This is a genomic window from Deinococcus sp. Leaf326, from assembly GCF_001424185.1.
GTDB lineage: Bacteria > Deinococcota > Deinococci > Deinococcales > Deinococcaceae > Deinococcus.
In genome coordinates this window covers 255,382-279,002 of sequence record NZ_LMOM01000001.1, presented here as the reverse complement: position 1 = coordinate 279,002, position 23,621 = coordinate 255,382, and the positions used below count along the sequence as shown (strand labels likewise).

26 protein-coding genes are annotated in these 23,621 nt (G+C 69.3%); 16 read left to right on the top strand and 10 right to left on the bottom strand.

Annotated features, from left to right (window positions below):
* Positions 1 to 9 precede the first annotated feature (9 nt).
* The 11 genes from ASF71_RS24860 (at position 10) to ASF71_RS01400 (ending at position 9,628) form a co-directional block, all read left to right on the top strand.
* Entirely contained in the window at positions 10 to 345 is a 336-nt protein-coding gene (locus ASF71_RS24860; RefSeq protein ID WP_235514075.1) for a hypothetical protein, read from the top strand.
* Between the two features lie 78 nt (positions 346 to 423).
* A complete protein-coding gene (locus tag ASF71_RS01445) occupies positions 424 to 726 on the top strand; it encodes a hypothetical protein (protein WP_235514074.1) in 303 nt (100 codons plus the stop codon).
* A gap of 71 nt (positions 727 to 797) precedes the next feature.
* Positions 798 to 1,571, top strand: a complete 774-nt coding sequence (locus ASF71_RS01440; protein ID WP_056293762.1) for an ABC transporter ATP-binding protein — start codon at positions 798 to 800, stop codon at positions 1,569 to 1,571.
* The gene (locus ASF71_RS01435) at positions 1,568 to 3,262 is read left to right on the top strand and encodes a hypothetical protein (RefSeq protein WP_056293759.1); all 1,695 of its coding nucleotides are present in this window, start codon (positions 1,568 to 1,570) and stop codon (positions 3,260 to 3,262) included. Before ASF71_RS01440 ends, ASF71_RS01435 begins: the two co-directional genes overlap by 4 nt.
* A gap of 253 nt (positions 3,263 to 3,515) precedes the next feature.
* Positions 3,516 to 4,454 (top strand): alpha/beta hydrolase, encoded by a 939-nt coding sequence (locus tag ASF71_RS01430; RefSeq protein ID WP_056295038.1) that lies wholly within the window; start codon positions 3,516 to 3,518, stop codon positions 4,452 to 4,454.
* Between the two features lie 46 nt (positions 4,455 to 4,500).
* Complete coding sequence (locus ASF71_RS24645) at positions 4,501 to 4,674, top strand: hypothetical protein (protein WP_200939644.1); 174 nt, start codon at positions 4,501 to 4,503, stop codon at positions 4,672 to 4,674.
* Complete coding sequence (locus tag ASF71_RS01420) at positions 4,671 to 5,597, top strand: MBL fold metallo-hydrolase (protein ID WP_056293752.1); 927 nt, start codon at positions 4,671 to 4,673, stop codon at positions 5,595 to 5,597. Before ASF71_RS24645 ends, ASF71_RS01420 begins: the two co-directional genes overlap by 4 nt.
* Positions 5,597 to 6,856 (top strand): phosphoribosylamine--glycine ligase, encoded by a 1,260-nt coding sequence (gene purD / locus ASF71_RS01415; protein ID WP_056293749.1) that lies wholly within the window; start codon positions 5,597 to 5,599, stop codon positions 6,854 to 6,856. Before ASF71_RS01420 ends, purD begins: the two co-directional genes overlap by 1 nt.
* Positions 6,857 to 7,002: 146 nt before the next feature.
* Entirely contained in the window at positions 7,003 to 7,215 is a 213-nt protein-coding gene (locus ASF71_RS01410) for a hypothetical protein (protein WP_056293747.1), read from the top strand.
* A 115-nt stretch (positions 7,216 to 7,330) separates the two neighbouring features.
* Complete coding sequence (locus ASF71_RS01405; protein WP_156372547.1) at positions 7,331 to 7,729, top strand: hypothetical protein; 399 nt, start codon at positions 7,331 to 7,333, stop codon at positions 7,727 to 7,729.
* 90 nt (positions 7,730 to 7,819) lie between these two features.
* Positions 7,820 to 9,628: a diguanylate cyclase gene (locus ASF71_RS01400; RefSeq protein WP_056293739.1), complete on the top strand. Its 1,809-nt coding sequence runs from the start codon at positions 7,820 to 7,822 to the stop codon at positions 9,626 to 9,628.
* A 64-nt stretch (positions 9,629 to 9,692) separates the two neighbouring features.
* Here the strand turns inward: ASF71_RS01400 and ASF71_RS01395 are convergent, their stop codons facing one another.
* From ASF71_RS01395 to ileS, 9 genes are all read right to left on the bottom strand, one after another.
* Entirely contained in the window at positions 9,693 to 9,902 is a 210-nt protein-coding gene (locus ASF71_RS01395) for a hypothetical protein (protein WP_156372546.1), read from the bottom strand.
* Positions 9,899 to 10,126: a hypothetical protein gene (locus ASF71_RS01390; RefSeq protein WP_156372545.1), complete on the bottom strand. Its 228-nt coding sequence runs from the start codon at positions 10,124 to 10,126 to the stop codon at positions 9,899 to 9,901. The genes ASF71_RS01395 and ASF71_RS01390 overlap by 4 nt, the downstream gene beginning before the upstream one ends.
* A gap of 13 nt (positions 10,127 to 10,139) precedes the next feature.
* Positions 10,140 to 10,358, bottom strand: coding sequence for a hypothetical protein (locus ASF71_RS01385; RefSeq protein WP_056293730.1), 219 nt, complete (start codon positions 10,356 to 10,358; stop codon positions 10,140 to 10,142).
* Between the two features lie 86 nt (positions 10,359 to 10,444).
* Entirely contained in the window at positions 10,445 to 11,155 is a 711-nt protein-coding gene (locus ASF71_RS01380) for a DivIVA domain-containing protein (protein WP_056293729.1), read from the bottom strand.
* Positions 11,152 to 11,781 carry a YggS family pyridoxal phosphate enzyme gene (locus ASF71_RS01375; RefSeq protein ID WP_056293727.1) on the bottom strand — a complete coding sequence of 210 codons (630 nt, stop codon included), beginning with the start codon at positions 11,779 to 11,781 and terminating at the stop codon, positions 11,152 to 11,154. Before ASF71_RS01375 ends, ASF71_RS01380 begins: the two co-directional genes overlap by 4 nt.
* A gap of 182 nt (positions 11,782 to 11,963) precedes the next feature.
* Positions 11,964 to 12,695: a triose-phosphate isomerase gene (gene tpiA, locus ASF71_RS01370; RefSeq protein ID WP_082505301.1), complete on the bottom strand. Its 732-nt coding sequence runs from the start codon at positions 12,693 to 12,695 to the stop codon at positions 11,964 to 11,966.
* Positions 12,692 to 13,861: a phosphoglycerate kinase gene (gene pgk / locus ASF71_RS01365; RefSeq protein WP_056293725.1), complete on the bottom strand. Its 1,170-nt coding sequence runs from the start codon at positions 13,859 to 13,861 to the stop codon at positions 12,692 to 12,694. Before pgk ends, tpiA begins: the two co-directional genes overlap by 4 nt.
* Positions 13,862 to 14,004: 143 nt before the next feature.
* A complete protein-coding gene (gene gap, locus ASF71_RS01360) occupies positions 14,005 to 14,997 on the bottom strand; it encodes a type I glyceraldehyde-3-phosphate dehydrogenase (protein ID WP_056293721.1) in 993 nt (330 codons plus the stop codon).
* 214 nt (positions 14,998 to 15,211) lie between these two features.
* A complete protein-coding gene (gene ileS, locus ASF71_RS01355) occupies positions 15,212 to 18,421 on the bottom strand; it encodes an isoleucine--tRNA ligase (RefSeq protein WP_056293719.1) in 3,210 nt (1,069 codons plus the stop codon).
* A gap of 618 nt (positions 18,422 to 19,039) precedes the next feature.
* On the opposite strand from ileS, the gene fsa reads away from it, so the two are divergent.
* The 5 genes from fsa (at position 19,040) to pdxT (ending at position 22,982) form a co-directional block, all read left to right on the top strand.
* Positions 19,040 to 19,765: a fructose-6-phosphate aldolase gene (fsa, locus tag ASF71_RS01350; RefSeq protein ID WP_056293717.1), complete on the top strand. Its 726-nt coding sequence runs from the start codon at positions 19,040 to 19,042 to the stop codon at positions 19,763 to 19,765.
* Between the two features lie 20 nt (positions 19,766 to 19,785).
* Positions 19,786 to 21,039 (top strand): transcription termination factor Rho, encoded by a 1,254-nt coding sequence (rho, locus tag ASF71_RS01345; protein WP_255354701.1) that lies wholly within the window; start codon positions 19,786 to 19,788, stop codon positions 21,037 to 21,039.
* The gene (locus ASF71_RS01340; RefSeq protein WP_235514073.1) at positions 21,032 to 21,418 is read left to right on the top strand and encodes a response regulator; all 387 of its coding nucleotides are present in this window, start codon (positions 21,032 to 21,034) and stop codon (positions 21,416 to 21,418) included. Before rho ends, ASF71_RS01340 begins: the two co-directional genes overlap by 8 nt.
* Before the next feature lie 62 nt (positions 21,419 to 21,480).
* Entirely contained in the window at positions 21,481 to 22,371 is an 891-nt protein-coding gene (gene pdxS, locus ASF71_RS01335) for a pyridoxal 5'-phosphate synthase lyase subunit PdxS (protein WP_056293711.1), read from the top strand.
* A 26-nt stretch (positions 22,372 to 22,397) separates the two neighbouring features.
* The gene (gene pdxT / locus ASF71_RS01330; protein WP_056293709.1) at positions 22,398 to 22,982 is read left to right on the top strand and encodes a pyridoxal 5'-phosphate synthase glutaminase subunit PdxT; all 585 of its coding nucleotides are present in this window, start codon (positions 22,398 to 22,400) and stop codon (positions 22,980 to 22,982) included.
* A 48-nt stretch (positions 22,983 to 23,030) separates the two neighbouring features.
* On the opposite strand, the gene ASF71_RS01325 is transcribed toward pdxT, so the two are convergent.
* Positions 23,031 to 23,591, bottom strand: a complete 561-nt coding sequence (locus tag ASF71_RS01325; protein WP_056293705.1) for a YceI family protein — start codon at positions 23,589 to 23,591, stop codon at positions 23,031 to 23,033.
* Positions 23,592 to 23,621 lie beyond the last annotated feature (30 nt).

The window sequence follows — 23,621 nt, the reverse complement described above, 5'->3', positions numbered from 1 at the left end:
CGCTGCCCCATGCCCGACCCTGCCCAGGTCCGCCTCGAAGCCGCTCTTCCCGGTGCGCTAAAGCGCCTTCGGGCGACCCCTGGCGTGTACGCGGCGCTGTGGTGTGGCTCGGCAGCGCGGGGCGAGGGGAATGAACACAGCGACCTGGATTTCCACGCTGTGGTGGACGGCGACCGGCGCTGGCGCAGCAACTTCACGGTGCGGGGCGTCCACGTCGAGGTGTTTCACAACCCCGCGCGCCAGATCCGCGCCCTGCTGGCCGCCGGGGACGCGGCCACCGTCGCCATGTTCGCCCAGGGGCGGCCCGCGCTGCCCCACCCCGAGCTGGACGACCTGTGTGCCTAGGCGCGGGCACGCTACGCTGCCGGCCTCACGCCACGCCTGCCGACCGAGGCCGAACGCTTCGCCCTGATCGAGGAACTGATGGACGGACGCGCGCAGGCTGACGCAGGCGACCCGGTCCACGCTGTGACGGTGCTCACGGCGCTCTCGCGCCAGCTCATGCCGCTGCTGTATGCCCGGAACGGCTGGTGGATGGTCAAGCGCGAGCACTGGGCGCGCGACCTGGGGGGCCGGGCGCCCGACCTCGCCGCCGAACTGCGTACCCTCCTGACCGCCCCGGAGCCATCGGCGCGGCAGGCCGCCTTCGAGACGCTGGCCCGGCGCGTGACTGGCGACCTTATCTACCGCGAGGTGCTGCCGGAGCCGCAACCGGTCAGCGATTGAAAGGCAGCCTCACCCGTCTGCCCGTCCCCCCGTAACACCCCCGACAGACCCCGCCGCCTACGCTGGGCGCCATGATCGAGGTCAGCCACTACAGCAAGCGCTACGGCACCCACCTGGCCGTGTCCGACCTGAGCTTCACGGTGCAGCCGGGCGCGGTGTTCGGGCTGCTGGGCAGCAACGGCGCGGGTAAGACCACCACCATCCGCGCGCTCGTGGGCCTGACCCGCCCGACCTCGGGCACGGTGCGCGTGCAGGGGTTCGACGTGTGGCGCGAGCCGGTGCGCGCCAAGGCCGCCTTCGGGTACATCCCCGACCGGCCCTACCTGTACGGCAAGCTCACGGCGCGCGAGCTGCTGCGCTTCGTGGGCGACCTCTACCGCGTGCCGAACGCCGCCCCCGAGATCGACCGCTGGCTGGAGTTCTTCCGCCTGACCGACTTCGGCAACGAATTGCTGGAAACCTACTCGCACGGCATGCGCCAGAAGGTCGCCATCGTGGCCGCGCTGCTGCCCGACCCGCCGGTCCTGATCGTGGACGAGCCGATGGTGGGCCTGGACCCCCACGCCGCGCGGCAGGTGCGCGAACTGTTCCGGGCGCACGCCGACCGGGGCCGCACGGTGCTGCTCACCACCCACTCGCTGCCGCTGGCCGAGGCCGTGTGCGACCGCCTGGTCGTCCTCGACCGGGGCCGCGTGCTGGGCGAGGGGACCCTTGACGACCTGCGCGCCCAGACCGGTACCGAGGCGGGGGGCGTCCACGGCGACAGCCTGGAGCGCATCTTCTTCCGGCTGCTGGAGGCCGAACAGACCGAGGTCGCCCGCCAGCGCGAGCAGGCTGCCGGATGACGGTCCGGCCCGCGCCCCGCATGAGCACGTCCCCGCGCCGTCCCAGCCTGCTGCGCCTCAAGGCCACCGCCCTGGGGCACGCCCTGCGCCGCGCGCCGCGCGCCGGGCTGCTCTTCCTGGCGCTGCTGGGCGCGGGACTGCTGTGGGCCGAGGTCTGGGGCACCTGGCAGGCGCTGACGTTCCTGGGCCGTTTCGGCGACCTGGGCCTGAACGTGTTCGGGCGCGTGCTCGAAATTGGCCTCATCACCCTGACGAGCGGCGTGACCTTCAGCGCCACGACCACCGCCATCCAGACGCTGTACCTCAGCGACGACCTGAACTTTCTGCTCACCGGGCCGATCAGCACGTGGCGCGTCTTTGCCCTCAAGGTCTTCGAGACGTTCCTGAACGCAGCGCTCGTGCCCGTCGCCCTGACCCTGCCGCTGCTCCTCACCGTCGCTGCCTACTTCCGTGCCCCCACGTGGGCCTACCCGGTCATGGTGCTCGCCGATCTCCTGACCTTTGCCGCGCCGGTCGGGCTGGGGGCACTGCTGGCGGTGCTCCTCATGCGCGTGGCCCCGGTGGGCCGGGTGCGCGAGGTGAGCACGGCGCTCGGCGTCCTCATCAGTGCGGGGCTGGTGTACGCCATCCGCGCCCTGCGGCCCGAAGTCCTCGTGCAGCGCGCGCAGGACCCCGAGAAGCTCGACGCCCTGCTGCGGCAGTTCGCCGGCCCCACCAGCCCCTTTCTGCCGCCGTCGTGGGCCGCGCAGGGCATCTGGGGGGCGGCGCACGGCACGCTTGTCTGGCCGCTGCTGCCACTGGCGTTGCTCACGGCCGGGCTGCTGCTTGGCTCGGCCGCTCTGGCCGCCCGCGCCTACCAGGAGGGCTGGGCGCGGGCACTCGACTCCAGCCGCCCGAAGCTTGATCCCCGGCCCCGCCCAGCCTCCTGGGGCGAGCGCGCGCTGGGGCGCCTGGGCACCGGCGGTTCCCTCGCCTTCAAGGACCTGCGCCTGACCCTGCGCGACCCGACGCAGTGGAGCCAATTGCTGATCGTGGTGGCGCTGGCGGGCGTATACCTCGTGAGCGTGCGGGCCGTGCCCATTCCGGTGCCGCAGTTCCGGAGCATCCTGGGGTATATCCAGCTCGCGTTTCAGGGCTTTATCGTGGCCGGGGTGGCAGTGCGCCTCGCCTTTCCGGCCGTGTCGCAGGAGGGCCGGGCGTACTGGCTGCTGCGCACCGCGCCCCTCAGCCCCCGGCAACTGGTGGTTAGCAAGTTTCTGGGCGTGCTGCCGGTCACGCTCGTGCTGGGCCTCGTGATGGGGGTCGCCAGCGCCCTGAGCATGGCCCTCGGTCCCACACTGCTCCTGCTGAGCGTGCTCGTGTCGGTCAGCAACGCCTTCGTCATCACGGCGCTGGGGGTGGGGCTGGGGGCCGCCGCGCCGCGTTTCGAGGCCGACAACCCCAGCGAGATCGGCGTCAGTCCCGGCGGACTGGCCTTCATGGGTCTGTCGCTGGCCTACTCGGTGCTGTGCCTGCTGTTGCTCGCGCGGCCCGCGACCGCCAGCGTCCTGCGCCCCGACCTTTACCCCGGCTACGCGGCCCTGGGCACGCCCGAGGGGCTGCTGGGCCTGGCAGGTCTGGCCCTGGTGACGGTGCTGGGCACGGCCCTCAGCCTGCGTCTGGGCTGGACCCGACTCGACCGGCTGGAGTAGGGAGGACACCGCCAAGTCTAGGACCGACTGGGTAGCGCGAATATTGAACAGAAGGCGCCGCAGCGGGAATGGCGAGGTAGTGGCACGGTCTTGGAACTTCGTGGGGTCTCCTCAAAGGTGCCCGCAGGAGAGAGTCGATAGGCCAGGCGTATACTCCGCGCACCTTTTCCGGTGTCGTTCCTGGAAGCCCAGCCCTGCGGTGGCCGGGCTTCTAGCCCTGTTCGCCCCTCCCTTTTCACAGCCGAGGTTCACCATGCCCCTTGATCCCTCCGTCCAGGCTCTCCTGAAGCATCTTGCGGGGATGCCCCTGCCCACCAGCATCGAGCAGATGCGCGCCGGCCAGAGTGTCTCGGCGCTGCCGGGCCGCCCCGTGGGCATCGGCCCCGTGCGCGACCTGACGCTGCCCGGCCCCGCCTCCGAACTGCCCGCGCGCCTATATACCCCGTCGGGCGAGGCCCCGGCGGCAGGTTGGCCGCTGGCGGTGTTCTTTCACGGCGGGGGGTTCGTGCTGGGCAACATTGCCAGCCACGACAGCCTGTGCCGTGAGCTATGCGCCTCTGGCGCCGTAGCGGTCCTCAGTGTCGAGTACCGTCTCGCTCCCGAGTTTCCCTTTCCGGCCCCGGTAGACGATGCCTACGCGGCCTACCTGTGGGCGGCCTCGCACGCGGCCGAACTGGGTGCCGACCCCTCGCGCCTGGGGGTGGCGGGCGACAGCGCCGGCGCCAGCCTGAGCATCGCCGTGACCCTGCGTGCCCGCGACGAGGGCGGGCCGGCCCCGCAGACCCAGCTCCTGATCTACCCGGCCAGCGACCTCCTGAACGAGTCCGAGTCGCGCCGCGCCAACGCTGAAGGCTACTTCCTGACCCGCGACATGATGAGGATGTTCGGCCGGGCGTACATCACCGACCCCGCCCACCTGTCGCACCCGCACGTCTCGCCCATCCTGGCCGAGCTGCACGACCTGCCCCCCGCCCTGGTCCTGACCGCTGAGTTCGACCCCCTGCATGACGAGGGTGTGGCCTACGCCCAGGCCCTGCGCGCGGCGGGCAACCGCGTAGAGGAACTCGCTGGCCCCGGCCTGATCCACGGCTTCGCCAACATGACGGGCGTGATTCCCGCTGCCGCCGCCCTCGTGGACCGCGCCGGGGCCTGGCTGGGCGAGGCGCTGCGGGCGCGGGAACCACGGGCCTAGACGCGCCGGGCCCCGCGGGTCACGCGGGGCCGGTATGCTGGGCCGCATGATTCTCTGGCTCGTGGTGGTCGCCATTCTCTTCAGCGCGACCCTCGTTCTCGCACTCGCGATGGGGCCGCTGAAAACGGCGGCCAATGTGGGCACCATCCGGGCCTTCGCCGCTGTGCAGTATCTGGCGGCGGTCCTGCTCGCCGGCGCGCGCGCCCTGGGCAAGGCGTGAGCGGCGTCTCCCTGCTTGATCTGCACTTCCAGGACGTGGAAGGCGTCATCGCCGCCTACGTCTTCGACACGGGCGACGGTCTCGCGCTCGTGGACACCGGCCCCGGCAGCACGCTCGGCGCTCTGGAAGCGGGCCTGGACACCCTGGGTGCCTCGCTGCGCGACGTCCGGCACGTCCTGCTCACGCATGTGCATCTCGACCACGCGGGGGCGGTGGGCACCGTGCTGTCGCGTGTGCCCCGCGCCCGCGCCTACGTGCATGAGCGCGGCGCGGCGCACCTCGACCGTCCCGAACGGCTGCTCGCCAGCGCCGCCCAGATCTACGGCGACCAGATGGAGCGCCTGTGGGGTGAGTTCCTGCCGGTGGACCCGGACCGCCTGAAGATCCTCGCGGGCGGCGAGCACTGGCGTGCGGGCGACCTCGAACTGCGCGCCCTGTATACGCCCGGCCACGCGGTCCACCACCTCGCCTACGTGGCGGGCGACGACGTGTTCGTGGGCGACGTGGGCGGCATCCGCCTCTCGGAGCGCCAGACGCCCCGCGCCCCCACCCCGCCGCCGGATATCGACTTGGAGGCGTGGCGGACAAGTATCGACACCCTGCGCGGCCTCGACGCCCGCACCTTGCACCTCGCCCACTTCGGGGCGTACCCGCAGTCGGACACCCACTGGGACGGCCTTCTCGATACGCTCGCCACCGATGCCGAGCGCGTGAAGGCCGGTCTGGACGCTGGGCACAGCCCCGAGCGCCTCGCGGCCGAGTTCACTGAGCAACTGCTCGAAGACCTCGCGGCCCAGGACCCCGGCCTCCCGGACCGCTACGAGTTCGCCTGCCCGCCCTGGATGAGCGTGCAGGGTCTCGCGCGCTACTGGACCCGGCGCGCGGCCCGCAGCGGCGCCGAACCCCAGGGGAGGGAGAAGTGATGCGCGTCCTCGTCATCGGCGGCGGCGGCCGCGAGCACGCCATCGTGGACGCCTGCGTCCGCCGCGGCCACGATGTGCTGTGCACGCCCGGCAACCCCGGCATCGCGCGGCTGGCCCGCATTCTCTCGGGCCCGCAGGACCCCGCCGCCCTGGCTGACCTCGCCGTGCGCGAGGAGGCCGACGTGGTCATCGTCGGCCCGGAGGCCTACCTCGCCGCCGGGGTGGTGGACGCCTGCGCGGCGCGGGGCGTGCCCGCCTTCGGCCCCACGCAGGCCGCCAGCCGCCTGGAGGGCGACAAGGCCTGGAGCAAGGCCTTCATGGTGCGCCACGGCGTGCCCACGGCCGCGTACCACTCGTTCGCGGACCTCGGAGCAGCGCTCGCGCACCTGGGCGGTCTGGACTTCCCGACCGTCGTCAAGGACGCGGGCCTGCGCGCAGGCAAGGGGGTGACCATCGCGCACACGCGCGCCGAGGCCGAGGCGGCGCTGCGCGAGATCTTCACGCAGCCGCAGGCCCAGGCGGTCATCGAGGACTTCATGACCGGTCAGGAGGTCAGCGTGCTGGCCCTGTGCGACGGCGAGCGCTATGCCCTCACTCCGCCCAGTCAGGACCACAAGACCATCTTCGAGGGCGACACCGGTCCCATGACCGGTGGCATGGGCGTGGTGTGCCCCTTTCCCCTAAGCGCCGAACAACTCGGCATGATCCGCCGCGAGGTCATCGAGCGTACCCTGGCTGGGATGCGTTCTGACGGCGAGCCGTTCCGGGGCGTGCTCTACGCCGGGCTGATGCTCACGCCCCAGGGGCCGAAGGTCGTCGAGTTCAACGCCCGTTTCGGCGATCCCGAGGCCGAGGCCGTGCTGCCCCTGCTGGAGAGCGACCTCGCCCAACATGCCCTGGACGCCGCGAGGGGAGAGCTCGATCCGGCCAGCGTCCGCTTCCGCGAGGGCGCGAGTGCCGTGGTTATCCTGGCCGCACCCGGCTATCCTGCCGAGCCGCGTAAGGGCATCTTCCTCGACCTGCCCGAGCCGGACAGCGGCGACTTCATTTACCACGCCGGAACGGCCGAGCAGGGCGGGCAGCTCGTGAGCAGCGGCGGGCGCGTGCTTGCCGTGACCGCCACCGCCGCCACCCTCCCCGGTGCCCTGGCCCGCAGCTACGCCCTCGTGCGCCGGATCGGTTTCCCGGAAGCGCAGTACCGCCGGGACATCGGGTTCCGCCTGGGGCTGGGCCACCCCGAGGACTCTGGGCAGCGCTGAGCTGAGCCGCTTCTCCGTGCAGCCTGTCTATCCATCCTCCGACAGGCTGCACGTCTGGGTACGCGGCTGGGCCGGTCCAGGCCGCGGTACGTCCCATTCGTGTGCCATTTCACACAGTCCTGACCACTTTCCTGCACACTGGTCAGATGAGACTCGTCTTCATGGACAGTGAAGGAGCCAGGTTGGAGATGCCCGGTGAAGCTGCGCAGCCTGCGCGGCGAGTCGACCGGTACACCAAGCCGCCCCGCTGGTTCTGGCAGGAGGCGGAGGAGGTCGAGATCTGGCAGCTCGCCGACGGCCGACAGGTCCGGGCCAGCCGGCAGGGCCGCGCGACCGACTGGCAATTGCGCTGGCGTTGACCCAGGCCCTTCATCTGACCCTGACCTCCTGACGATTTCCTGTAGGCGCGTCTGCTCCGGTGGACCGGTGCCGCCGTCACGGTCGTGAGGGGGGCAGTCCGTTAGGCTGCCGGGTGTGAGAGCCATCGTCCTTGGCCTGTTGGTCGTGTTGCTGCCCCCGGCCTTTCCCCAGGTCCATGCGGCCGGATCCAAGACCTACACCCTCAAACGGGTGAGTCACTACAACGCGGTGCGCGCCCAGACGGACAGTACCCCCCATATCTCGGCCTGTGGGCCGACCCGTAAGGGGCAGATTGCCCTGAGCCGCGATCTGCTGCGCAAGGTGGGCTGCGGCGCCCGCGTGCGCGTCACCGTGCGGGGCAAGAGCCACGTCTACGTCGTGAACGACACCATGAACGCGCGTTACAACCGCACAGCCGACATCCTGGTCAGCGGTGTGTCGCGGGCGCGGGCACTGGGGGTCACGAGTGGCAAACTGACTGTTCTGCGCGCTGGGCGGCCCTACCGGGGCTGAAGCCACCTGAGTCAAGGGGGAGATCAGGGTGCCCTACCCCCACCGGCTGTAAGTTTCTTGCGTTTTTTCACAGCATAAGGTGGGCGGCAGATGTCGCTGCGCCGCCTCCTCCTTCTTTCGCAGGTGCCGTTCTGGCTCATCCTGCTTCTGTCGTTTGCCCTGCTCAACTTCACCCTGAATGCCCGCGTCGCGGATACGGCGCAGGCGGCCCGTACCCGCACACAGTCTCTGCAACTCGGCTCGGCCTTTCGGCAGGTCCTCGACATGGAGGCCAGTGTGCGCGGGTTTGTGATCGTCGGGCGCGACGAATATCTGGCGGGCTACCGCAACGCGCAGGCCGCTCTGCCTGGCCTCCTGGCCGAGCTGCGCGCCCAGGCGGCGCAGGACGCGCCGGACGCACAGTCGCTGGCCCGTATTGACCGTATCGGCGCGCTGGCGACCCGCTGGCAGCAGGAGATCGCGCAGCCCGAGATCAACCTGCGCCGCAGCCAGCCCGACGCGGCCCGCGCCCTGGTCGCCAGCGGGCGCGGCAAACAGATCGTGGACGCTATCCGCACCGAGGTGGACGCCTACGACAGCGATCAGACGGCGCGGCTGCGTGCGGCGGAGGCAGCGGCCGACCTGCAACTGCGCCGCCTGCGCTGGCTGCTGCTGGGCCTGGCCCTGCTGGTGCTCTCGGCCAGCGCTGCCCTGACGCTGGCGCTCTCGCAGTGGCTGACCCGCACGCTGGGCCGGCTCTCGCGGGCGGCCGGCGACATTGCCGGCGGCGCGCCCGGTGTGCGTCTGCCCCTGCGCGGGGCACGGGACCTGCGGCAGGTCGCCGGGGCGTTCAACATCATGAGCGGTCAGCTCGAAAAAGCGCGTGAGGAGGCCGGGGTGCGTGCCGAGGCGCTGGCCCGCCGCAACGCCGACATGACCTGGCTGGGCGAACTGAGCGACTGGATGCAGGCTGCCCGCAGTCTGGAGGAAGGTGCCGACGTGCTGGGACGCGCCCTGCCCGTTCTGCTGCCCGGCACCCAGGGCGTCCTGAAGCTGCACAACGCCTCACGCAACCTGCTCCTGCCGCTGGTGAGCTGGGGCGGCCTGGAGACCAGCTATCAGCCGGCCGACGGCTGCTGGGCACTGCGCCGCGGCGAGCCGAGACGCGGCGAGGAGCAGAGTTTCGCGCCACGCTGCCTCAGCGGCGGCGGTCCGCACTGCTTGACCTGCATTCCGCTGTTCTCGCACGGTGAGACGCTGGGCACGCTGCAACTCTACCCGCAGGAGGGGAGCGCGCTGCCGCCGGCCGCCGCGCAGATCCTGCCGGCACTGACCCGGCAATTGTCGCTGGCGCTGGCCGGATTGCAGCTTCAGGAGCGGCTGCGCCAGCAGACCATCCGCGACCCGCTGACCGGCCTGTTCAACCGCCGCCACCTCGAAGAACAGCTCACGCAGGCCGTCGCGCTGGCCCACAGTCGGCCCCAGCCCCTGAGCCTGATCGCGCTGGACGTGGACCACTTCAAGCGCCTGAACGACACGTTTGGGCACGACGCGGGCGACGCGGTGCTCGTGCGTATCGGGATCGCCCTGCGCGACCTGACGGCCCAGCACGGCCTGGCGACCCGCCCAGGCGGCGAGGAATTTACCGTGGTCCTGCCCGATACCTCTTTGGCGCAGGCCGAGGAGGTCGCCGAAACGCTGCGCGCCCAGGTCGCCGGCTGGACCCTGACCCATGCCGGTACCCCGCTCGGGCAGATCACCCTGTCGCTGGGGGTCGCCGAGCTTGCCGAGCACGGCACGCCCGCCACCCTGACCCGCGTGGCCGACGAGGCCCTGTACCTCGCCAAACGCAGCGGCCGCAACCGGGTGTGCCGTCCGCCCGTCTCCGATCTGCCCGACCTGTCCCTGGGCCGGAACTGAAAACGGCAAAAAGCCCCCGTCGCGTAGACAGGGGCCGGAGTCGTTGGTGGAAGCCGGGGCCTACCTAGCGCATCCCCTCGTCGCCGGTGTCCTTGATCAGTTCCATCTGCCCGAGGGCCGCGAGCCACTGGTCCTCGGGGAGGGCCGTCACGTCTTCACCGGCGTGGTCACGCACCAGAACAGTCCGCATCGCCTCGGCTTCGGCCAGACTGGTCCCCTGCGCCCCCAGCCGGTCCAGGATCGGTTCCAACGGCATGCCGGCAGTAATTCTCATGCTGTCGCCTCCGTCTCGAACGCCAGGGTGGGCGTCTCGCTCGTCAGGCGGTAGTCGCGGCGCAGCTCGTCGAGGACCCGCCGCTGGTCGTCGGTGTTGCCACTCAGGCTCTGCCCGGCCGCGTCCTGTACGAGGGCGAAGGCCACACCCCGTACCTCCACGCCCGCTTCACCGCCCGGCAGGGTCACGTGGGTCGCTGGTTCGCTGCCTCCGGCGATCTTCATCTGGAACGTACCCTCAGCGCTCATCGTTGCCCACGTCGGGAAGGTCAGGGGTGGTATCGCGGGCGACATGTTCCTCGACGTACTCGTCGCTGGCAGCCGCGCCGGGCTCCTGCCGCGCCCCGCGTCCCGGCTTCATATTCATGGCGTTCTCCTGGCCGTCCTCAACCTCTGTGGTGTCGTCGGGCTGCGGCACGAGCATGTTCTCGTTGATCTGGTCTCCGTTTCTGGTCATGCTCCATGCTGCCGCCTCTGGGACGGTTCCGGTGTGAGAGCTGCCTTCCCAGGAGCTTGGCCGAGTCTTGACCGGGCCTTTGTGCCTCAGGCCTGCGCCTGCTCGCGTATGCCTTCCGGTGGGGGAGACGCCTCCTCGGAGGCCGGGCCGCCGCTGAGGTCGAGGTCCAGGGGCGGGGTCTCGTCGGGCAGGCGGTGGCGGCGGCTGAGGTCAGCGAAAGACCCCACCAGGGCGCGGTAACCGCTGATGAACTGCGCGTACTCCTGCCGCGCGGCCGTGTTGCGGGTGGCGAGTTCCAGCGCGCGGGCACTGTACTGTGCCTCCAGGTGGGCCGTGCGCTCGGCGTGTTCACGCTCGCGCTGCCGCGCCCGGTCGTTTTCCTCGCGCTCAAGAGCGGCGAAGCGTTCGCGGAAGGCGATTTCCAGCGCAGTCACCCGCTCCTGATGCTCAGCCTCGAACTGCGCGGCGCGGACCTCCTGCTCGCGGCGCAGGTCCTGGGCCTGGGTCTGGGCCTGCGCGACCATCAGCTCGCTTTCCCGCACAGCGTTGTCACGCATTTCGTGGGCGATGCGCTCGGCCGACACGATGGCCCGGCGCAGTTCGTCCTCGGCCGCGCGCTTCTCGCTCAATTCCTGCTCCAGCCGTTCGAGCGTCTCCCGCCGGTGCTGGGCTTCACGCAGTAGGTCCTCGAGTTGAGAGCCCGCCTCGCTCAGGAAGGTATGGACGGCGGCCTTGTCATAGCCGAACAGCCGACCGCGAAAGGTTTGATGGGCGATATCCAGCGGAGAATATTTCATGTGAAGAGGCTCCTTCCGACCCTGACCAAGGTCGCGCCGGCCGCGATTGCCAGCGGATAGTCGTCGCTCATGCCCATGCTCAGTTCGCTCAGGCCCAAGTCGTGGGCCCGGCGCGCGGTGTCTCGGAACAGCGCGCCGGCCGCTTCCGGCTGGTCGTAGGGGGCCATCACCATCAGCCCGCGTACGTTCAGGCCGGTGGCGCGGACCTCGGCCAGCACGCGCGTGAGGTCTTCCGGCGCCACGCCGTGTTTCTGCGGCTCACCGTTCTGTACCTGAAGCAATACGTCCGGTGCGTGGCCCCAGCCCTGCGCCGCTTCAGCGATGGCTTCGGCTTGCCAGGTCGCTTCCAGGGCGTGGACCAGTGACACAGGCCGGAGATACTTCACCTTGTTGCGTTGCAGCGCGCCCAGAAAATGCCACTCGGCTTCCGGTAGGTCACGGGCCTTGTCGCGCACCTCCTGCGCCCGCCCTTCCGCCAGCGGAAAGTCGCCGTGCGGGAGAATGGCCGTGCGGATGACATCTACCGGCTGCCCTTTCGTCACCGCGACGAGCCGCGCGCTGCCCGCCGGGCGTCCCGCCGCGCGCTCTGCGGCCTGGATTCCGGCCAGAACGTCCGGCAGGCTCATCCCGGTTCCCTGCGTATCTTCTGCTTGTCGTCTTGCACTCCGGCATTGTGGAACGTGTGACGATGAGACTCAAGTCAGGATGGAATGAATAGAGAACCCAAGTTTCACGATCAGACATAATCGTGAATACTTTCACTTATTCATCTTCTCTGCCTCCCCAAGAAAGGGGAGAGACAGAGATGTTACTTCAGGGCGTCGTTCATTCCCACGACGTCGGCGACCTTGAGGCTCGCGCCGCCGACCAGGGCACCATTCACATTTGGCTTGGCGCACAGGGCCGCGATGTTGTCGGGCTTCACGCTGCCGCCGTACAGCACGCGCACGTCTTCGGCCGCTTCGCCGTAGCGTTCCCGTAGCGCTCCGCGAATGGCCGAGGCGAGTTCCTCGGCGTCGTCGGCGGTGGCCGTCTTGCCGGTGCCGATGGCCCAGACGGGTTCGTAGGCCACGACCACGTCCTCGCCTACGCCCTCCAGGCTGCCCGCGAGCTGCGCCAGGGTGTAGGCGACCTGCTCGCCGCGTTCGCGCACGTCCAGGCCCTCGCCCACGCACACGATGGGCGTGATGCCGTTCTGCTGGGCCTGCCGGGCCTTGGCCGCGACCGTAGCGTCACTCTCGCCGTGGTATTCGCGCCGCTCGCTGTGACCCACGACTGCGTAGCGTGTGCCCACGTCCACCAGCATCGCCGCGCTGATCTCGCCGGTGTACGCGCCCGATTCGTGCGCGGAGAGGTCCTGCGCGCCGACCGACACGCCGGCCGGCAGGTGCGCCGCCAGCGCGGGCAGGGCGATGGCCGGGGCCATCACAGCCAGTTCGGCGTCGCCGGGCTCCAGGCGCTCGGCGAGGTCCTCGGCCCAGGCGCGGGCCTCGGAGGGGGTCTTGTTCATCTTCCAGTTCAGGGCCAGTAACGTCTTCACCGCATCGCCTCCACGCCGGGCAGCTTCTTGCCTTCGAGGAGTTCCAGGCTCGCGCCGCCCCCCGTACTGATGTGCGACACCCGGTTACCCTGGCCGCTCTGGTTGATGGCGCTCACGGAGTCGCCGCCGCCGATGACCGTGTAGGCGCCTTGCAGGTTCGCCACCGCCTCGGCAATGGCGTTCGTGCCGCCCGCGAAGGCTGCGAACTCGAACACGCCCAGCGGCCCGTTCCAGAACACGGTCTTGGCGCCCTGCAACGCTGCGGCGTAGGCCTGACGCGTTTCGGGACCGGCGTCCAGGCCTTCCCAGCCGTCGGGGATGGCGTTGGCCGCCACGATCTGCGTCTGCGCGTCCTCCGCGAAGCGGTCGGCGGCCACCACGTCGGTCGGGAGCATCAGCTTGTCGCCGTATTCGGCCAGCAGGCGCTCGGCGAGGCCCAACTGATCGTCCTCGTGGATGCTGTTGCCGATCTTGCCGCCCTGCGCCTTGATGAAGGTGTAGGCCATGCCGCCGCCGATGAGCATGCGGTCCACCTTGGGCAGCAGGTTCTCGATCACCTTGAGCTTGTCGCTCACCTTCGCCCCGCCGATGATGACCACGTAGGGCCGTTCGGGGTTCTCCAGCAGGCGCGACAGGGCGTCCACTTCCGTCTGGAGCAGCGTGCCGGCCGCGTGGGGCAGCTCGGCCGCCACGCCGCTGACCGACGAGTGCGCCCGGTGGGCGCTGCCGAAGGCGTCGAGTACAAAGGCGTCGCCCAGGCGCGCGAAACGGCTGCTCAGGCCCGCGTCGTTCTTTTCCTCACCGGCCGAGAAGCGCACGTTCTCCAGCAGGGCGATCGCGCCCTCGGGGAGCGTCTGCACGGCGCTCAATGTCTCGTCGCTGTCGGGCAGGCCCGGCACAAAGGTCACGGACTGGCCCAGAGCATCCTGCAGCACCGGGGCGACCGGCGCGAGCGAGTATTTCTCCTCAGGGCCGTTCTTCGGGCGGCCGAAGTGGCTCATGAGGATGATGTTGCGCGCGCCCGCGGCCTGAAGGGCGCGGATGGTGGGCAGACTGGCGGTGACGCGGGTGGTGTCCTGCACCACGCCGCCCTTGACCGGCACGTTGTAGTCCACGCGCACGAGCACACGCTTGCCCTGCACGTCCAGCGAATTGATGTTCTGCATATCTTTCTCCTGGCGAGGCCCGAAAGAGGGGCCGCCGCCCTGTGGTGACGGAGGTTGCGGGGGTCCGGGAACCGGCCGACAGCGAAAATGGCCGACCGTGGGGTGGAGGTTCCACCAGACAGTCGGCCACTCGACGTTACCGCTCAGCCCTTCTGCTGAACCAGTTGCACGAGGTCGGCGATGCGGTTGGAGTAGCCCCACTCGTTGTCGTACCACGAGAAGAACTTGACGAGGCTGCCCATCGCCATCGTCAGGCCGCCGTCGATGATCGCGCTGTGCGGATCGCCCACGATGTCCTGCAGCACGATGGGGTCTTCGGTGTAGCTGATGATGCCCTTGTGGCTGCCCTCGGCGGCCTTGCGGAACACGTCGTTGACTTCCTCGACCGTGACTTCACGCCCCAGGATGACCACCACGTCGCTGATCGAGCCGACCGGCGTGGGCACGCGCAGCGAGGTGCCGTCGAACTTGCCCTTCAGCGCCGGGTAGACCTGCGAGACGGCCTTGGCCGCGCCCGTGCTCGTCGGGATGATGTTCACGGCGGCGGCGCGGGCGCGCCGGAGGTCGCTGTGCGGCAGGTCCAGCACGCGCTGGTCGTTGGTGTAGCTGTGCACCGTGGTCATGATGGCCTTCTCGATGCCGAAGGCCTCGTCGAGCAGCTTCATGGGGGCGCCCAGCGAGTTGGTCGTGCAGCTCGCATTGCTGATGATGTGGTGCGCGGCCGGGTCGTAGTCCTGTTCGTTGACGCCCAGCACGATGCTGATGTCCTCGTTCTTGGCGGGCGCGGTGATGATGACCTTCTTGGCGCCGCCCGTGAGGTGCTTGCTGGCCTGGTCGCGCGCCGTGAAGATGCCGGTCGACTCGATCACGATGTCCGCGCCCAGTTCCCCCCAGGGAATCGCGGCGGGGTCGCGCTCGGCCAGGGCGGCCACCTTCTGGCCGTTGACGGTCAGGCTGGTGTCGTCGTACTCGACGGTGCCGGCAAAGCGCCCGGCGGTCGAGTCGTACTTGAGCAGGGTCGCCAGGGTCTTGTTGTCGGTGAGGTCGTTGATGGCCACGACCTCCACGCCACGCTCGACCAGGTTGCGGAAGACCAGACGGCCGATGCGGCCGAACCCGTTGATGCCTACTTTCATGCTGTGCCTCCAGTCTTGAGGGCCCCTCCACGGCGGAGAGACTCACCTCGCATGTCGCAGTCTAAGCCCTGAAACGCTTCCATGTTTCGTGTCCTCTGGACACCAAGCGGAATCTGAAGGATTTCGGAGGATGTTTCGCGCCTGGCACGCTGCCGCAGTACGAAAAAACGGGCCGGACGATGGGCGCCGGCCCGCCTGCTTCCTTTCCGTGAGGTTACGCCGGGCCCGTCTGCCCGTCGCGCTCGACCTTCTCCAGGTAGGCCACGCCGCCCTCGACCTCGGCCGCGAAGCCGTCGGCCACGCCGAACACGAGCGCCTCGGCCAGCGTCTCCGAGATCAGGTATTCCTGCCAGACCTCGGCCGCCTCACGCGCGTCGCCCTGAAGGTCGAGGTGCAGCGTGATGCGGTCCTGGACCTCGAAGCCCGCGCGCTTGCGCCCGTCCTGCACGCCGCGCACGAGGTCGCGCGCCAGACCCTCCAGAACGAGGTCGCGCGAGAGGGCCGTATCGAAGGCCACGAGATACCCGGCCTCTTCCAGCGCCGCAAAGCCTTCGGGGCTCTTGGCGTCCACGAGGACCTCGTCCGGCCCCAGCTCGAAGCGCTCGCCGGTCGGCGCGATCACCTCGAACTGCTTGCCGTCGCGCACTGCCCGCGCGACCTCGGACGTGTCGGCGGCATTGAGCGCGGCGCGCACCTGCGGCACCGCCTTGCCGAACTTCTTGCCCAGCAGCGGCAGGTTGGGGCGCAGCGCGTAGCTCACCAGTTCGGCGTACTGGTCGATCAGCTCGACCTCCTTGACGTTCAGTTCCTCGCGCAGCTGTGCTCCGAAGCGGCCCAGCGCGGCCGTCTGCTCGGCGGTCCGCGCCCGCACCATCACCTTGGGCAGCGGCTGGCGCGCCCGCACACCGGTCTGCCCGCGCACGGCCCGGCCCAGCGACACGACGCGCAGCACGGCGTCCATCTCGCCCACCAGCGTCGGGGCGGCCAGCGCCTCGTCCACCGTGGGCCACTTCGAGAGGTGCACGCTCTCGGGCGCGCCGGCGTCCACGCCCCGCACGAGGTTCTGCCACAGCGTCTCGGCCAGGAACGGCGTGAAGGGGGCCGTGAGCTGGGCCACCGTCACCAGGGCTGAGTGCAGCGTGGCGTAGGCCGCGAGGTCCACCGTGCCGTCGCCGCTCCAGAACCGGCGGCGGTTGCGCCGCACGTACCAGTTGCTCAGGTCCTCGGTCACGAAATCCTGCAGGGCCCGGCTGCTGCCGGTGGGGTCGTAGTTCTCCAGCCGCTCGGTCACCACAGAGACGAGGGCCTGCACCTTGGCCAGCAGCCAGCGGTCCACCTCGGGGCGCTCGGCGACGGGCGGCGCGGCGCGCAGGTCCGGCTGGTCGAGGTTGGCGTACAGCACGAAGAAGCTGTAGGTGTTCCACAACGTCAGGAAGTAACCCCTGAACGCCTCGCCCACCAGATTCGGCCCGAAACGGCGGCTCAGTTCGGGCGGCGCCGAGACGTACATGTACCAGCGCGTCGCGTCGGCGCCGTACTGCGAGAAGACGTCCCAGGGGTCCACGATGTTTCCCTTGCTCTTGGACATCTTCAGGCCCTTCTCGTCGAGGATGTGCCCCGAGCAGATGACCGATTTGTACGCCACGCTGTCGAAGACCATCGTGCCGATCTGGTGCAGGCTGTTGAACCACCCACGCGTCTGGTCGATGGCCTCCGCGATGAAGTCGGCCGGGAAGCTGCGCGCGAACACGTCCTTGTTCTCGAAGGGGTAGTGGTGCTGCGCGAACGGCATCGAGCCCGAGTCGTACCACACGTCCATCACGTAGGGCACGCGCCGGAACGTCTTGCCGCCGAGGTCGAAGGTCACGTCGTCCACGAAGGGCCGGTGCGGGTCGAAGTCTTCCCCCGTCAGCTCCGGCCGGCCGCTCAGCTCCGCGAGTTCGGCGTAGCTGCCGACCACCTTGTACTCGCCGTCCTCGGCCTCCCAGATGGGCAGCGGCGTGCCCCAGTAGCGGCTGCGGCTGATGTTCCAGTCGATCAGGTTGTCCAGCCAGCCGCCGTAGCGTCCGTTCTTGATGTGCGGCGGGTGCCAGTCGATGGTCTGGTTGAGCCCGATGAGGTCCTGCTTGCGGCTCGTGTTGTTCAGATACCAGCTCTCGGTCGCGTAGTACATCAGCGGCGTGCCGCAGCGCCAGCAGTGCGGGTAGGAGTGGACGAAGTTCTTCTCCTTCCACATCACGCCCCGCGCCCGCAGGTCGCGCACAATCTCCGTGTTGGCGTCGCGGAAGAACACGCCCGTCCACGGCCCGAAGCGGTGCCTGCCCTCAGCGTCCACCCCCACGATAACCGGGAAGCCGTAGTTGCGCGCGAGGCGCATGTCGTCCTCGCCGAAGGCCGGGGCCGTGTGCACGATGCCCGTGCCGTCCGAGTCCGAGACGTAGGTGTCCAGGCCGCTCATCCACACCGGCTTGCCCTCGCCCTCGGCGCCGTAGGCCTCGGTGTATGGGGGCTCGTAAGCCACGCGCTCCAGCTCGGTGCCCCGGAACGTCTTGACGACCTCCGCCCCCTCGCCCAGCACCTCGGTCAGCAGGCTGCGGGCCAGGATCAGCGCGCGGCCTTCCCGGTCCAGCGCCGCCACGTACTCGAAGTCCGGGTGCAGCGCCACGCCTACGTTGTAGGGCAGCGTCCAGGGGGTCGTCGTCCAGACCAGGAAGGCCGCGCCGTCCGGGAGCCCCAGGCTGGCCGGGTCCCGCAGCGTGAAGGTCACGTACACGCTGGGGTCCTGGATGTCCTTGTAGCCCTCGGACACCTCGGCGTTGCTCAGCGTGGTGCCGTCGCGCGGGCAGTACGGCGCCACCCGGAAGCCCTTGTAGAGCAACCCGCGGGTGTCCAGCTCCTTGACGCTCCACCAGATGCTCTCGACATAGTCGCGGTTGAGGGTCATGTACGGGTCGTCGAGATTGACCCAGTAGCCCATGCGCTCGGTGAACTTGCGCCACTCCTGCTCGTACTCAAACACCGACGTGCGGCACTCGGCGTTGAACTTCTCGATGCCGTAGGCTTCCACATCGCGCTTGGAGTTCAGGCCCAGCTTCTTCTCGACGCCGAGCTCGACCGGCAGGCCGTGGGTGTCCCAACCCGCCTTGCGCGGCACGTGAAAGCCCTGCATGGTCTTGAAGCGCGGGAACAGGTCCTTGAAACTGCGCGCCTGCACGTGGTGGATGCCGGGGCGGCCGTTGGCGGTCGGCGGGCCCTCGTAGAAGGTGTACTGCTCGTGCCCGGCGGTCTGCTCCAGGCTGCGTTCGAAGATCTTGCGCTCGTCCCACCATTTCAGGGTCGCGAGTTCCATCTCGGGAAAACTGGGGTTCTGGGGCACGGGGGCAAAGGGCAGCCGGGGGCCGGTGGTTCGGGGATCAGTGGTCATGAGGGCTCCAGAAAAAAGGGTGAGATGGGGACTGGGGATCAGGCGAGCGCGGGCCGCGCCGCCAGGGAAATTCGCCGGGCGGCCGTGGAATACGTGGACTCCTTCATGCCTTCCTCCCTCGCCCGGAGCACGGCGACAGCGCGCCCCAGGCTTCATGCTGGGACGCGCTGCATTCAGTGCGTGGTACCACCCAAGCTTCATCCGGCCTTGTGGGCCAGACCTCATGTGCTCCGTGCCGTGGAGCGGGCGGGGGGGTCTAGTGGGCCGCGGGTGGGCCGTTCTTCCCCCGGCGCGGGAGGTGATCTTCGGTGGTGGGCGTTCACGCCGGGCTCTCACCGCCCCCGGCTCGCTCTCTGTGCCGCGTTCACCGCCTACTGTCCTCTCGTTCGCCTCGAACACTGTGCGTTTCCGGTGCCGGAAACGTTCCTCATGCTAAGGCGTCACCCTGAGCAGGGTCAATGCGCCGCGTCACCCTGACAAGGCCGGTGGCCCCGGCTGCCCCCGGAGGGTTATGCTGATCAGCATTCAGGGCAACGCACCCGAGTCATCATCCGTGCGCTTTGCCGGCGCGTGGGCAGGGGCCCGCCGCCGGGAGGCCCAGCGAAGGAGTCAGAAACCATGGAATTTTTCATCGACACCGCTATCATCGACGAGATCAAGGAAATCAACGCCTGGGGTGTCCTGTCGGGCGTCACCACCAACCCCAGCCTCATCGTTGCCTCGGGCCGCGACTTCCGTGAGGTCATCGGCGAGATCGCCGCGATGGTGGGCGGGGCCATCAGTGCCGAGGTCACCAGCCTCGAAGCCGGCGAGATGATCGAGCAGGGCAAGGACATCGCTGGCTGGAACGAGCACATCGTGGTCAAACTGCCGCTGACCCCCGCCGGGTTGCAGGCCTGCCGCGCGCTGACGAACGAGGGCATCAAGACCAACGTGACCCTGTGCTTCAGCGTGCCGCAGGCGCTGCTCGCCGCGCGCGCCGGCGCCACCTACGTCAGCCCCTTCGCGGGCCGCGTAGACGACATCGGCTGGGACGGCATCGAGCTGATCCGCGACATCAAGGAAGCCTACGTCCAGGGCGGCATCTCCACCAAGGTGCTCGCCGCCAGCATCCGGCACCCCACGCACGTCATGCAGGCCGCGCTCGCGGGCGCCGACGTGGCGACCATTCCCTACAAGGTCTTTACCCAGATGATCAAGCACCCCCTGACCCAGGCGGGCCTTGACGGCTTCATGAAGGACTGGGCCAAGCGTGCGGGCGCCAGCGCCGAAACCCCGGCCAGCGAGGCCGGCACCAACCCGCAGGCCGGCGGCGTGACGCCCCAGGGGGGAAGCACGAAGTGACCGACACGGCCTCACCGCCCCTGCCCTTTCACGAGCTCCAGCAGAAGATCCTGCCGGAGCTGCACCTCATCGCGGCGGGTCTCGGCATCGAGAACTACCGCAAACTGAAAAAAGACACCCTGTCGCTCGCCATCATGGAGCGCCAGGCCAGCGCCGAGGGCCAGAGCCTCGCGCGCGGGTACCTCGACATCAGCGCTGACGGCTACGGCTTCCTGCAGGCCGACCTGCTTGACCCCCAGAGCCGCACGGTGCTCGTCACCGCCGGGCTCATCAAGCAGTTTCACCTGCGGACCGGCGACGAGGTCATCGGGCGCGCCCGCAAGCCGCGCGAGAACGAGCGCTTCGGCTCGCTCGTGCGGGTCGAGGCCATCAACGGTCTGGACCCCGAGGCCGCCCGCAAGCGCCCGCGCTTCGACGACCTCACGCCGACCTTCCCCGACGCGCAGCTCGTCCTGGAAGACCCCGGCACCGACGACACCCTGAGCCTGCGCGTGGTGGACCTGCTCGTGCCCATCGGGCGTGGGCAGCGCGCTTTGATCGTCGCGCCGCCCAAGGCCGGCAAGACGACCCTGCTCAAGAAGATCGCCAACTCCATCGTCAAGAACTACCCCGACGTGACGGTGATGGTGCTGCTCGTCGACGAGCGCCCCGAGGAAGTCACCGACTTCCGCGAGAGCGTGCAGGGCGCGCAGGTCATCGCCAGTACCTTCGACGAGCCGCCGCAGCACCACGTCCGCGTGGCCGAGTTCGTGCATGAGCGTGCCCGGCGCATCGTCGAGGAGGGGGGCCACGTCGTCATCCTGCTCGACTCGATCACCCGTCTGGCACGCGCGAACAACCTCGTGACGCCGCCGACCGGGCGGACCCTCTCGGGCGGCCTGGACTCCAACGCGCTGCACTGGCCCAAGAGGTTCCTGGGCGCGGCGCGCAACATCCGCGAGGGCGGCTCGCTGACCATCCTGGCGACCGCGCTCGTCGAGACCGGCTCGCGCATGGACGACGTGATCTTCGAGGAATTCAAGGGCACCGGCAACGCCGAACTCGTGCTCTCGCGCCGCCTGGAAGAACGCCGCATCTTCCCGGCCATGGACATCCTCAAGTCGGGTACCCGCCGCGAGGAACTGCTGCTGCAGCCCGAAGTCCTGAAGAAGATGTGGCTGCTGCGCAAGGTGATCTCCGATATGGACCCCGCCGACGCGATGGAGATGCTGCTCTCCCGCATGGGCAAGACGCGCAACAACGTCGAGTTCCTGCAAGCGCTGGCCGGTGGCTGATCCCCGTCCACCCCGCCTGCTGGTGGTGGACGACGAAGCCCAGATCCTGGAACTGCTCGACCTCAGTCTCTCCCTGCAGGGATTCGACGTCTGCACCGCCCTGAGCGGCCCGCAGGCCCTCGAGCTGGCCTGCCGCCAGACCTTCGACACGGTCATCATGGACGTGCTCATGTCGCCCTGGGACGGTCTGGAGACGGCGCGGCGTATCCACGCCTGCCTGGGCGTCGCCGCGCCGCCGGTCGTGCTGCTCACCGGGCTCTCGCTGCCGGACTATGATCCGGCCGCCGAGCCACTCATCGCTGCGGCCCTTACCAAGCCTTTCCGGCCCTCGGAGCTTGTCGCGGTGATTCGGCAGGTCCAGGCAAGTCGGCAGAACTGACCCCAATACCTCTCTGCTTCTGACCCCTGCGCAGGGGTCAGTTCTGTTTTAGCCTGAGCTGCATGAGCGAGCAGCAGACCGGTACTCCCCAGATCAAGCATGGCTTCGCGGAGATGTTCAAGGGCGGCGTCATCATGGACGTGGTCACGGCCGACCAAGCCCGCATCGCCGAGGCTGCCGGCGCGACCGCCGTGATGGCGCTCGAGCGCGTTCCCGCTGACATCCGTAAGGACGGCGGCGTGGCGCGCATGAGCGACCCCAAGATGATCAAGGAGATCATCGGCGCCGTGAGCATTCCCGTCATGGCCAAGGTCCGGATCGGGCACGTCGTCGAGGCGCAGATCCTTCAGGCGCTCGGCGTGGACTTCATTGACGAGTCCGAAGTGCTGACCCCCGCCGACGAGCAGTACCACATCCTGAAAAGCGAGTTTGGCGTGCCCTTCGTGTGCGGCGCCAAGAACCTAGGTGAGGCGCTGCGCCGCATGGGCGAGGGCGCGAGCATGATCCGCACGAAGGGCGAGGCCGGCACCGGCAACGTGGTCGAGGCCGTGCGCCACGCCCGCACTGTGCTGGGCGAGATCCGTGCCATCCAGGCCCGCCCGGCCGAGGAACTCATGACGGTGGCCCGCGATCTTCAGGCGCCTTACGAACTCGTGAAGTACGTACACGCGAACGGCAAACTGCCGGTCGTGAACTTCGCGGCGGGCGGCATCGCCACCCCCGCCGACGCCGCCCTGATGATGTACCTGGGCCTTGACGGCGTGTTCGTGGGCAGCGGCATCTTCAAGTCCTCGAACCCCGAGCGCCGCGCCCAGGCCATCGTGAAGGCCGTAACGCACTACCAGAACCCCGAACTGCTCGCGGAGATCAGCGAGGACCTCGGCGCGCCCATGACTGGCATCAATATCGACGACCTCATTCCCGCCGAGCGCCTCGCCGCGCGCGGCTGGTAATGTGCGCCCCAGTCCCCAGAGGCGGCATGGTCCTTGAGGTTGGCGTGCTCGCCCTGCAGGGCGCCTACCGCGAGCACGCCGCGAGGCTGCGCGGTCTGGGCGCCTCCGTGCGCGAGGTCCGGCTGCCGGGCGACCTGAACGGCTTGGCCGGACTGGTGCTGCCCGGTGGCGAATCCACGACGATGGTCCGGCTGATGAACGAATATGCCCTGTGGGCGCCGCTGCGCGACTTCCACGCGCGGGGCGGCGCGCTGTGGGGCACCTGCGCCGGGGCCATCCTCCTCGCCGCCGAGGTGACAGGCACCAGCCCCGCCGCGCCCGCGCAGCCCAGCCTGGGCCTGATTGACGTGACCGTGCAGCGCAACGCCTTCGGGCGGCAGCTCGACTCCTTTACCACGCCGCTGGAGGTCGCGGGTCTGGACGCGCCCTTTCCGGCCGTGTTCATCCGTGCGCCGGTCATCACACATGCCGGCCCCGGCGTCGAGGTGCTCGCCCGCCACGGGGGCGAGACGGTGCTGGCCCGCCAGGGCCGCGTCCTGGCGAGTTCCTTTCACCCCGAGCTGACCCCCGATGTCCGGCTGCACGAGTTGTTCCTGGGTCTGCTGGACTGAGCCGCCGTCCGGCCGACAGGGGAAAGGGCGCTTGCGTCGCCCTTCTCCTTACGTGCCCGGCGTCAGCGTGAAGTTCACGTCCACCGAGGCACTGTCGCTGCTTCCCGCATAGTTCACGCCGAAGTCGTGCGGATTGAATCGGAACTGCGTCGCCACCCGGACCTGACCGCCCGTCAGGGTCGCCTTGACTGGCACGCTGAGGGTCTTCGTCACGCCCCTCAGCGTGAACTGCCCACTGGCGGTGGTGCTCAGGGTCTGTCCCTCGGTCAGTTTGCCGCCCGTCAGGCTGCCCAGCACGAAGACCGCGTTCGGAAAGCGGGCAGTGTTCAGCGCCGACTCGCCCCGGGCATGGTCGTCGCGCAGGCCTATGCCGGTCCGCAGGTTCGTCAGCGGCACGCTGACCTGCCCCCGCGTCGCCGCGAGGTCATTGGGGTCGAGCTGTACACTGGCCGTCACGCCCTCGACCGTGCCTCTGACATTGACGATCAGGACCCGGTGCTCGAAGGTCGCGCGGCCCTGCGCCGCCGTGTAGGGCGCGGCCCACACGGAGCCCGCCCCGGCGAGTAGGGCCAGAACAGGCGAGCGGGTCCAGCCGGCGTGTCGCTGCATGCCCGCATGTTGACCGGCTCCGGTGAAGGG

Excerpts from the sequence above, each read along its gene's own strand:
- pdxT (WP_056293709.1), top strand. The coding sequence starts at position 22,398 with ATGGTCCTTGAGGTTGGCGTGCTCGCCCTGCAGGGCGCCTACCGCGAG.
- ASF71_RS01375 (WP_056293727.1), bottom strand. The coding sequence starts at position 11,781 with ATGAGCCTGCCGGACGTTCTGGCCGGAATCCAGGCCGCAGAGCGCGCG.
- ASF71_RS01390 (WP_156372545.1), bottom strand. The coding sequence starts at position 10,126 with ATGAAGATCGCCGGAGGCAGCGAACCAGCGACCCACGTGACCCTGCCG.
- ASF71_RS01440 (WP_056293762.1), top strand. The coding sequence starts at position 798 with ATGATCGAGGTCAGCCACTACAGCAAGCGCTACGGCACCCACCTGGCC.
- ASF71_RS01380 (WP_056293729.1), bottom strand. The coding sequence starts at position 11,155 with ATGAAATATTCTCCGCTGGATATCGCCCATCAAACCTTTCGCGGTCGG.
- ASF71_RS01325 (WP_056293705.1), bottom strand. The coding sequence starts at position 23,591 with ATGCAGCGACACGCCGGCTGGACCCGCTCGCCTGTTCTGGCCCTACTC.
- ASF71_RS01430 (WP_056295038.1), top strand. The coding sequence starts at position 3,516 with ATGCCCCTTGATCCCTCCGTCCAGGCTCTCCTGAAGCATCTTGCGGGG.
- ASF71_RS01445 (WP_235514074.1), top strand. The coding sequence starts at position 424 with ATGGACGGACGCGCGCAGGCTGACGCAGGCGACCCGGTCCACGCTGTG.
- ASF71_RS01400 (WP_056293739.1), top strand. The coding sequence starts at position 7,820 with ATGTCGCTGCGCCGCCTCCTCCTTCTTTCGCAGGTGCCGTTCTGGCTC.
- ASF71_RS24645 (WP_200939644.1), top strand. The coding sequence starts at position 4,501 with ATGATTCTCTGGCTCGTGGTGGTCGCCATTCTCTTCAGCGCGACCCTC.
- fsa (WP_056293717.1), top strand. The coding sequence starts at position 19,040 with ATGGAATTTTTCATCGACACCGCTATCATCGACGAGATCAAGGAAATC.
- pgk (WP_056293725.1), bottom strand. The coding sequence starts at position 13,861 with ATGCAGAACATCAATTCGCTGGACGTGCAGGGCAAGCGTGTGCTCGTG.
- ASF71_RS01385 (WP_056293730.1), bottom strand. The coding sequence starts at position 10,358 with ATGACCAGAAACGGAGACCAGATCAACGAGAACATGCTCGTGCCGCAG.
- purD (WP_056293749.1), top strand. The coding sequence starts at position 5,597 with ATGCGCGTCCTCGTCATCGGCGGCGGCGGCCGCGAGCACGCCATCGTG.
- pdxS (WP_056293711.1), top strand. The coding sequence starts at position 21,481 with ATGAGCGAGCAGCAGACCGGTACTCCCCAGATCAAGCATGGCTTCGCG.
- ASF71_RS01410 (WP_056293747.1), top strand. The coding sequence starts at position 7,003 with ATGAGACTCGTCTTCATGGACAGTGAAGGAGCCAGGTTGGAGATGCCC.
- ASF71_RS01395 (WP_156372546.1), bottom strand. The coding sequence starts at position 9,902 with ATGAGAATTACTGCCGGCATGCCGTTGGAACCGATCCTGGACCGGCTG.
- ASF71_RS01435 (WP_056293759.1), top strand. The coding sequence starts at position 1,568 with ATGACGGTCCGGCCCGCGCCCCGCATGAGCACGTCCCCGCGCCGTCCC.
- ileS (WP_056293719.1), bottom strand. The coding sequence starts at position 18,421 with ATGACCACTGATCCCCGAACCACCGGCCCCCGGCTGCCCTTTGCCCCC.
- gap (WP_056293721.1), bottom strand. The coding sequence starts at position 14,997 with ATGAAAGTAGGCATCAACGGGTTCGGCCGCATCGGCCGTCTGGTCTTC.
- ASF71_RS24860 (WP_235514075.1), top strand. The coding sequence starts at position 10 with ATGCCCGACCCTGCCCAGGTCCGCCTCGAAGCCGCTCTTCCCGGTGCG.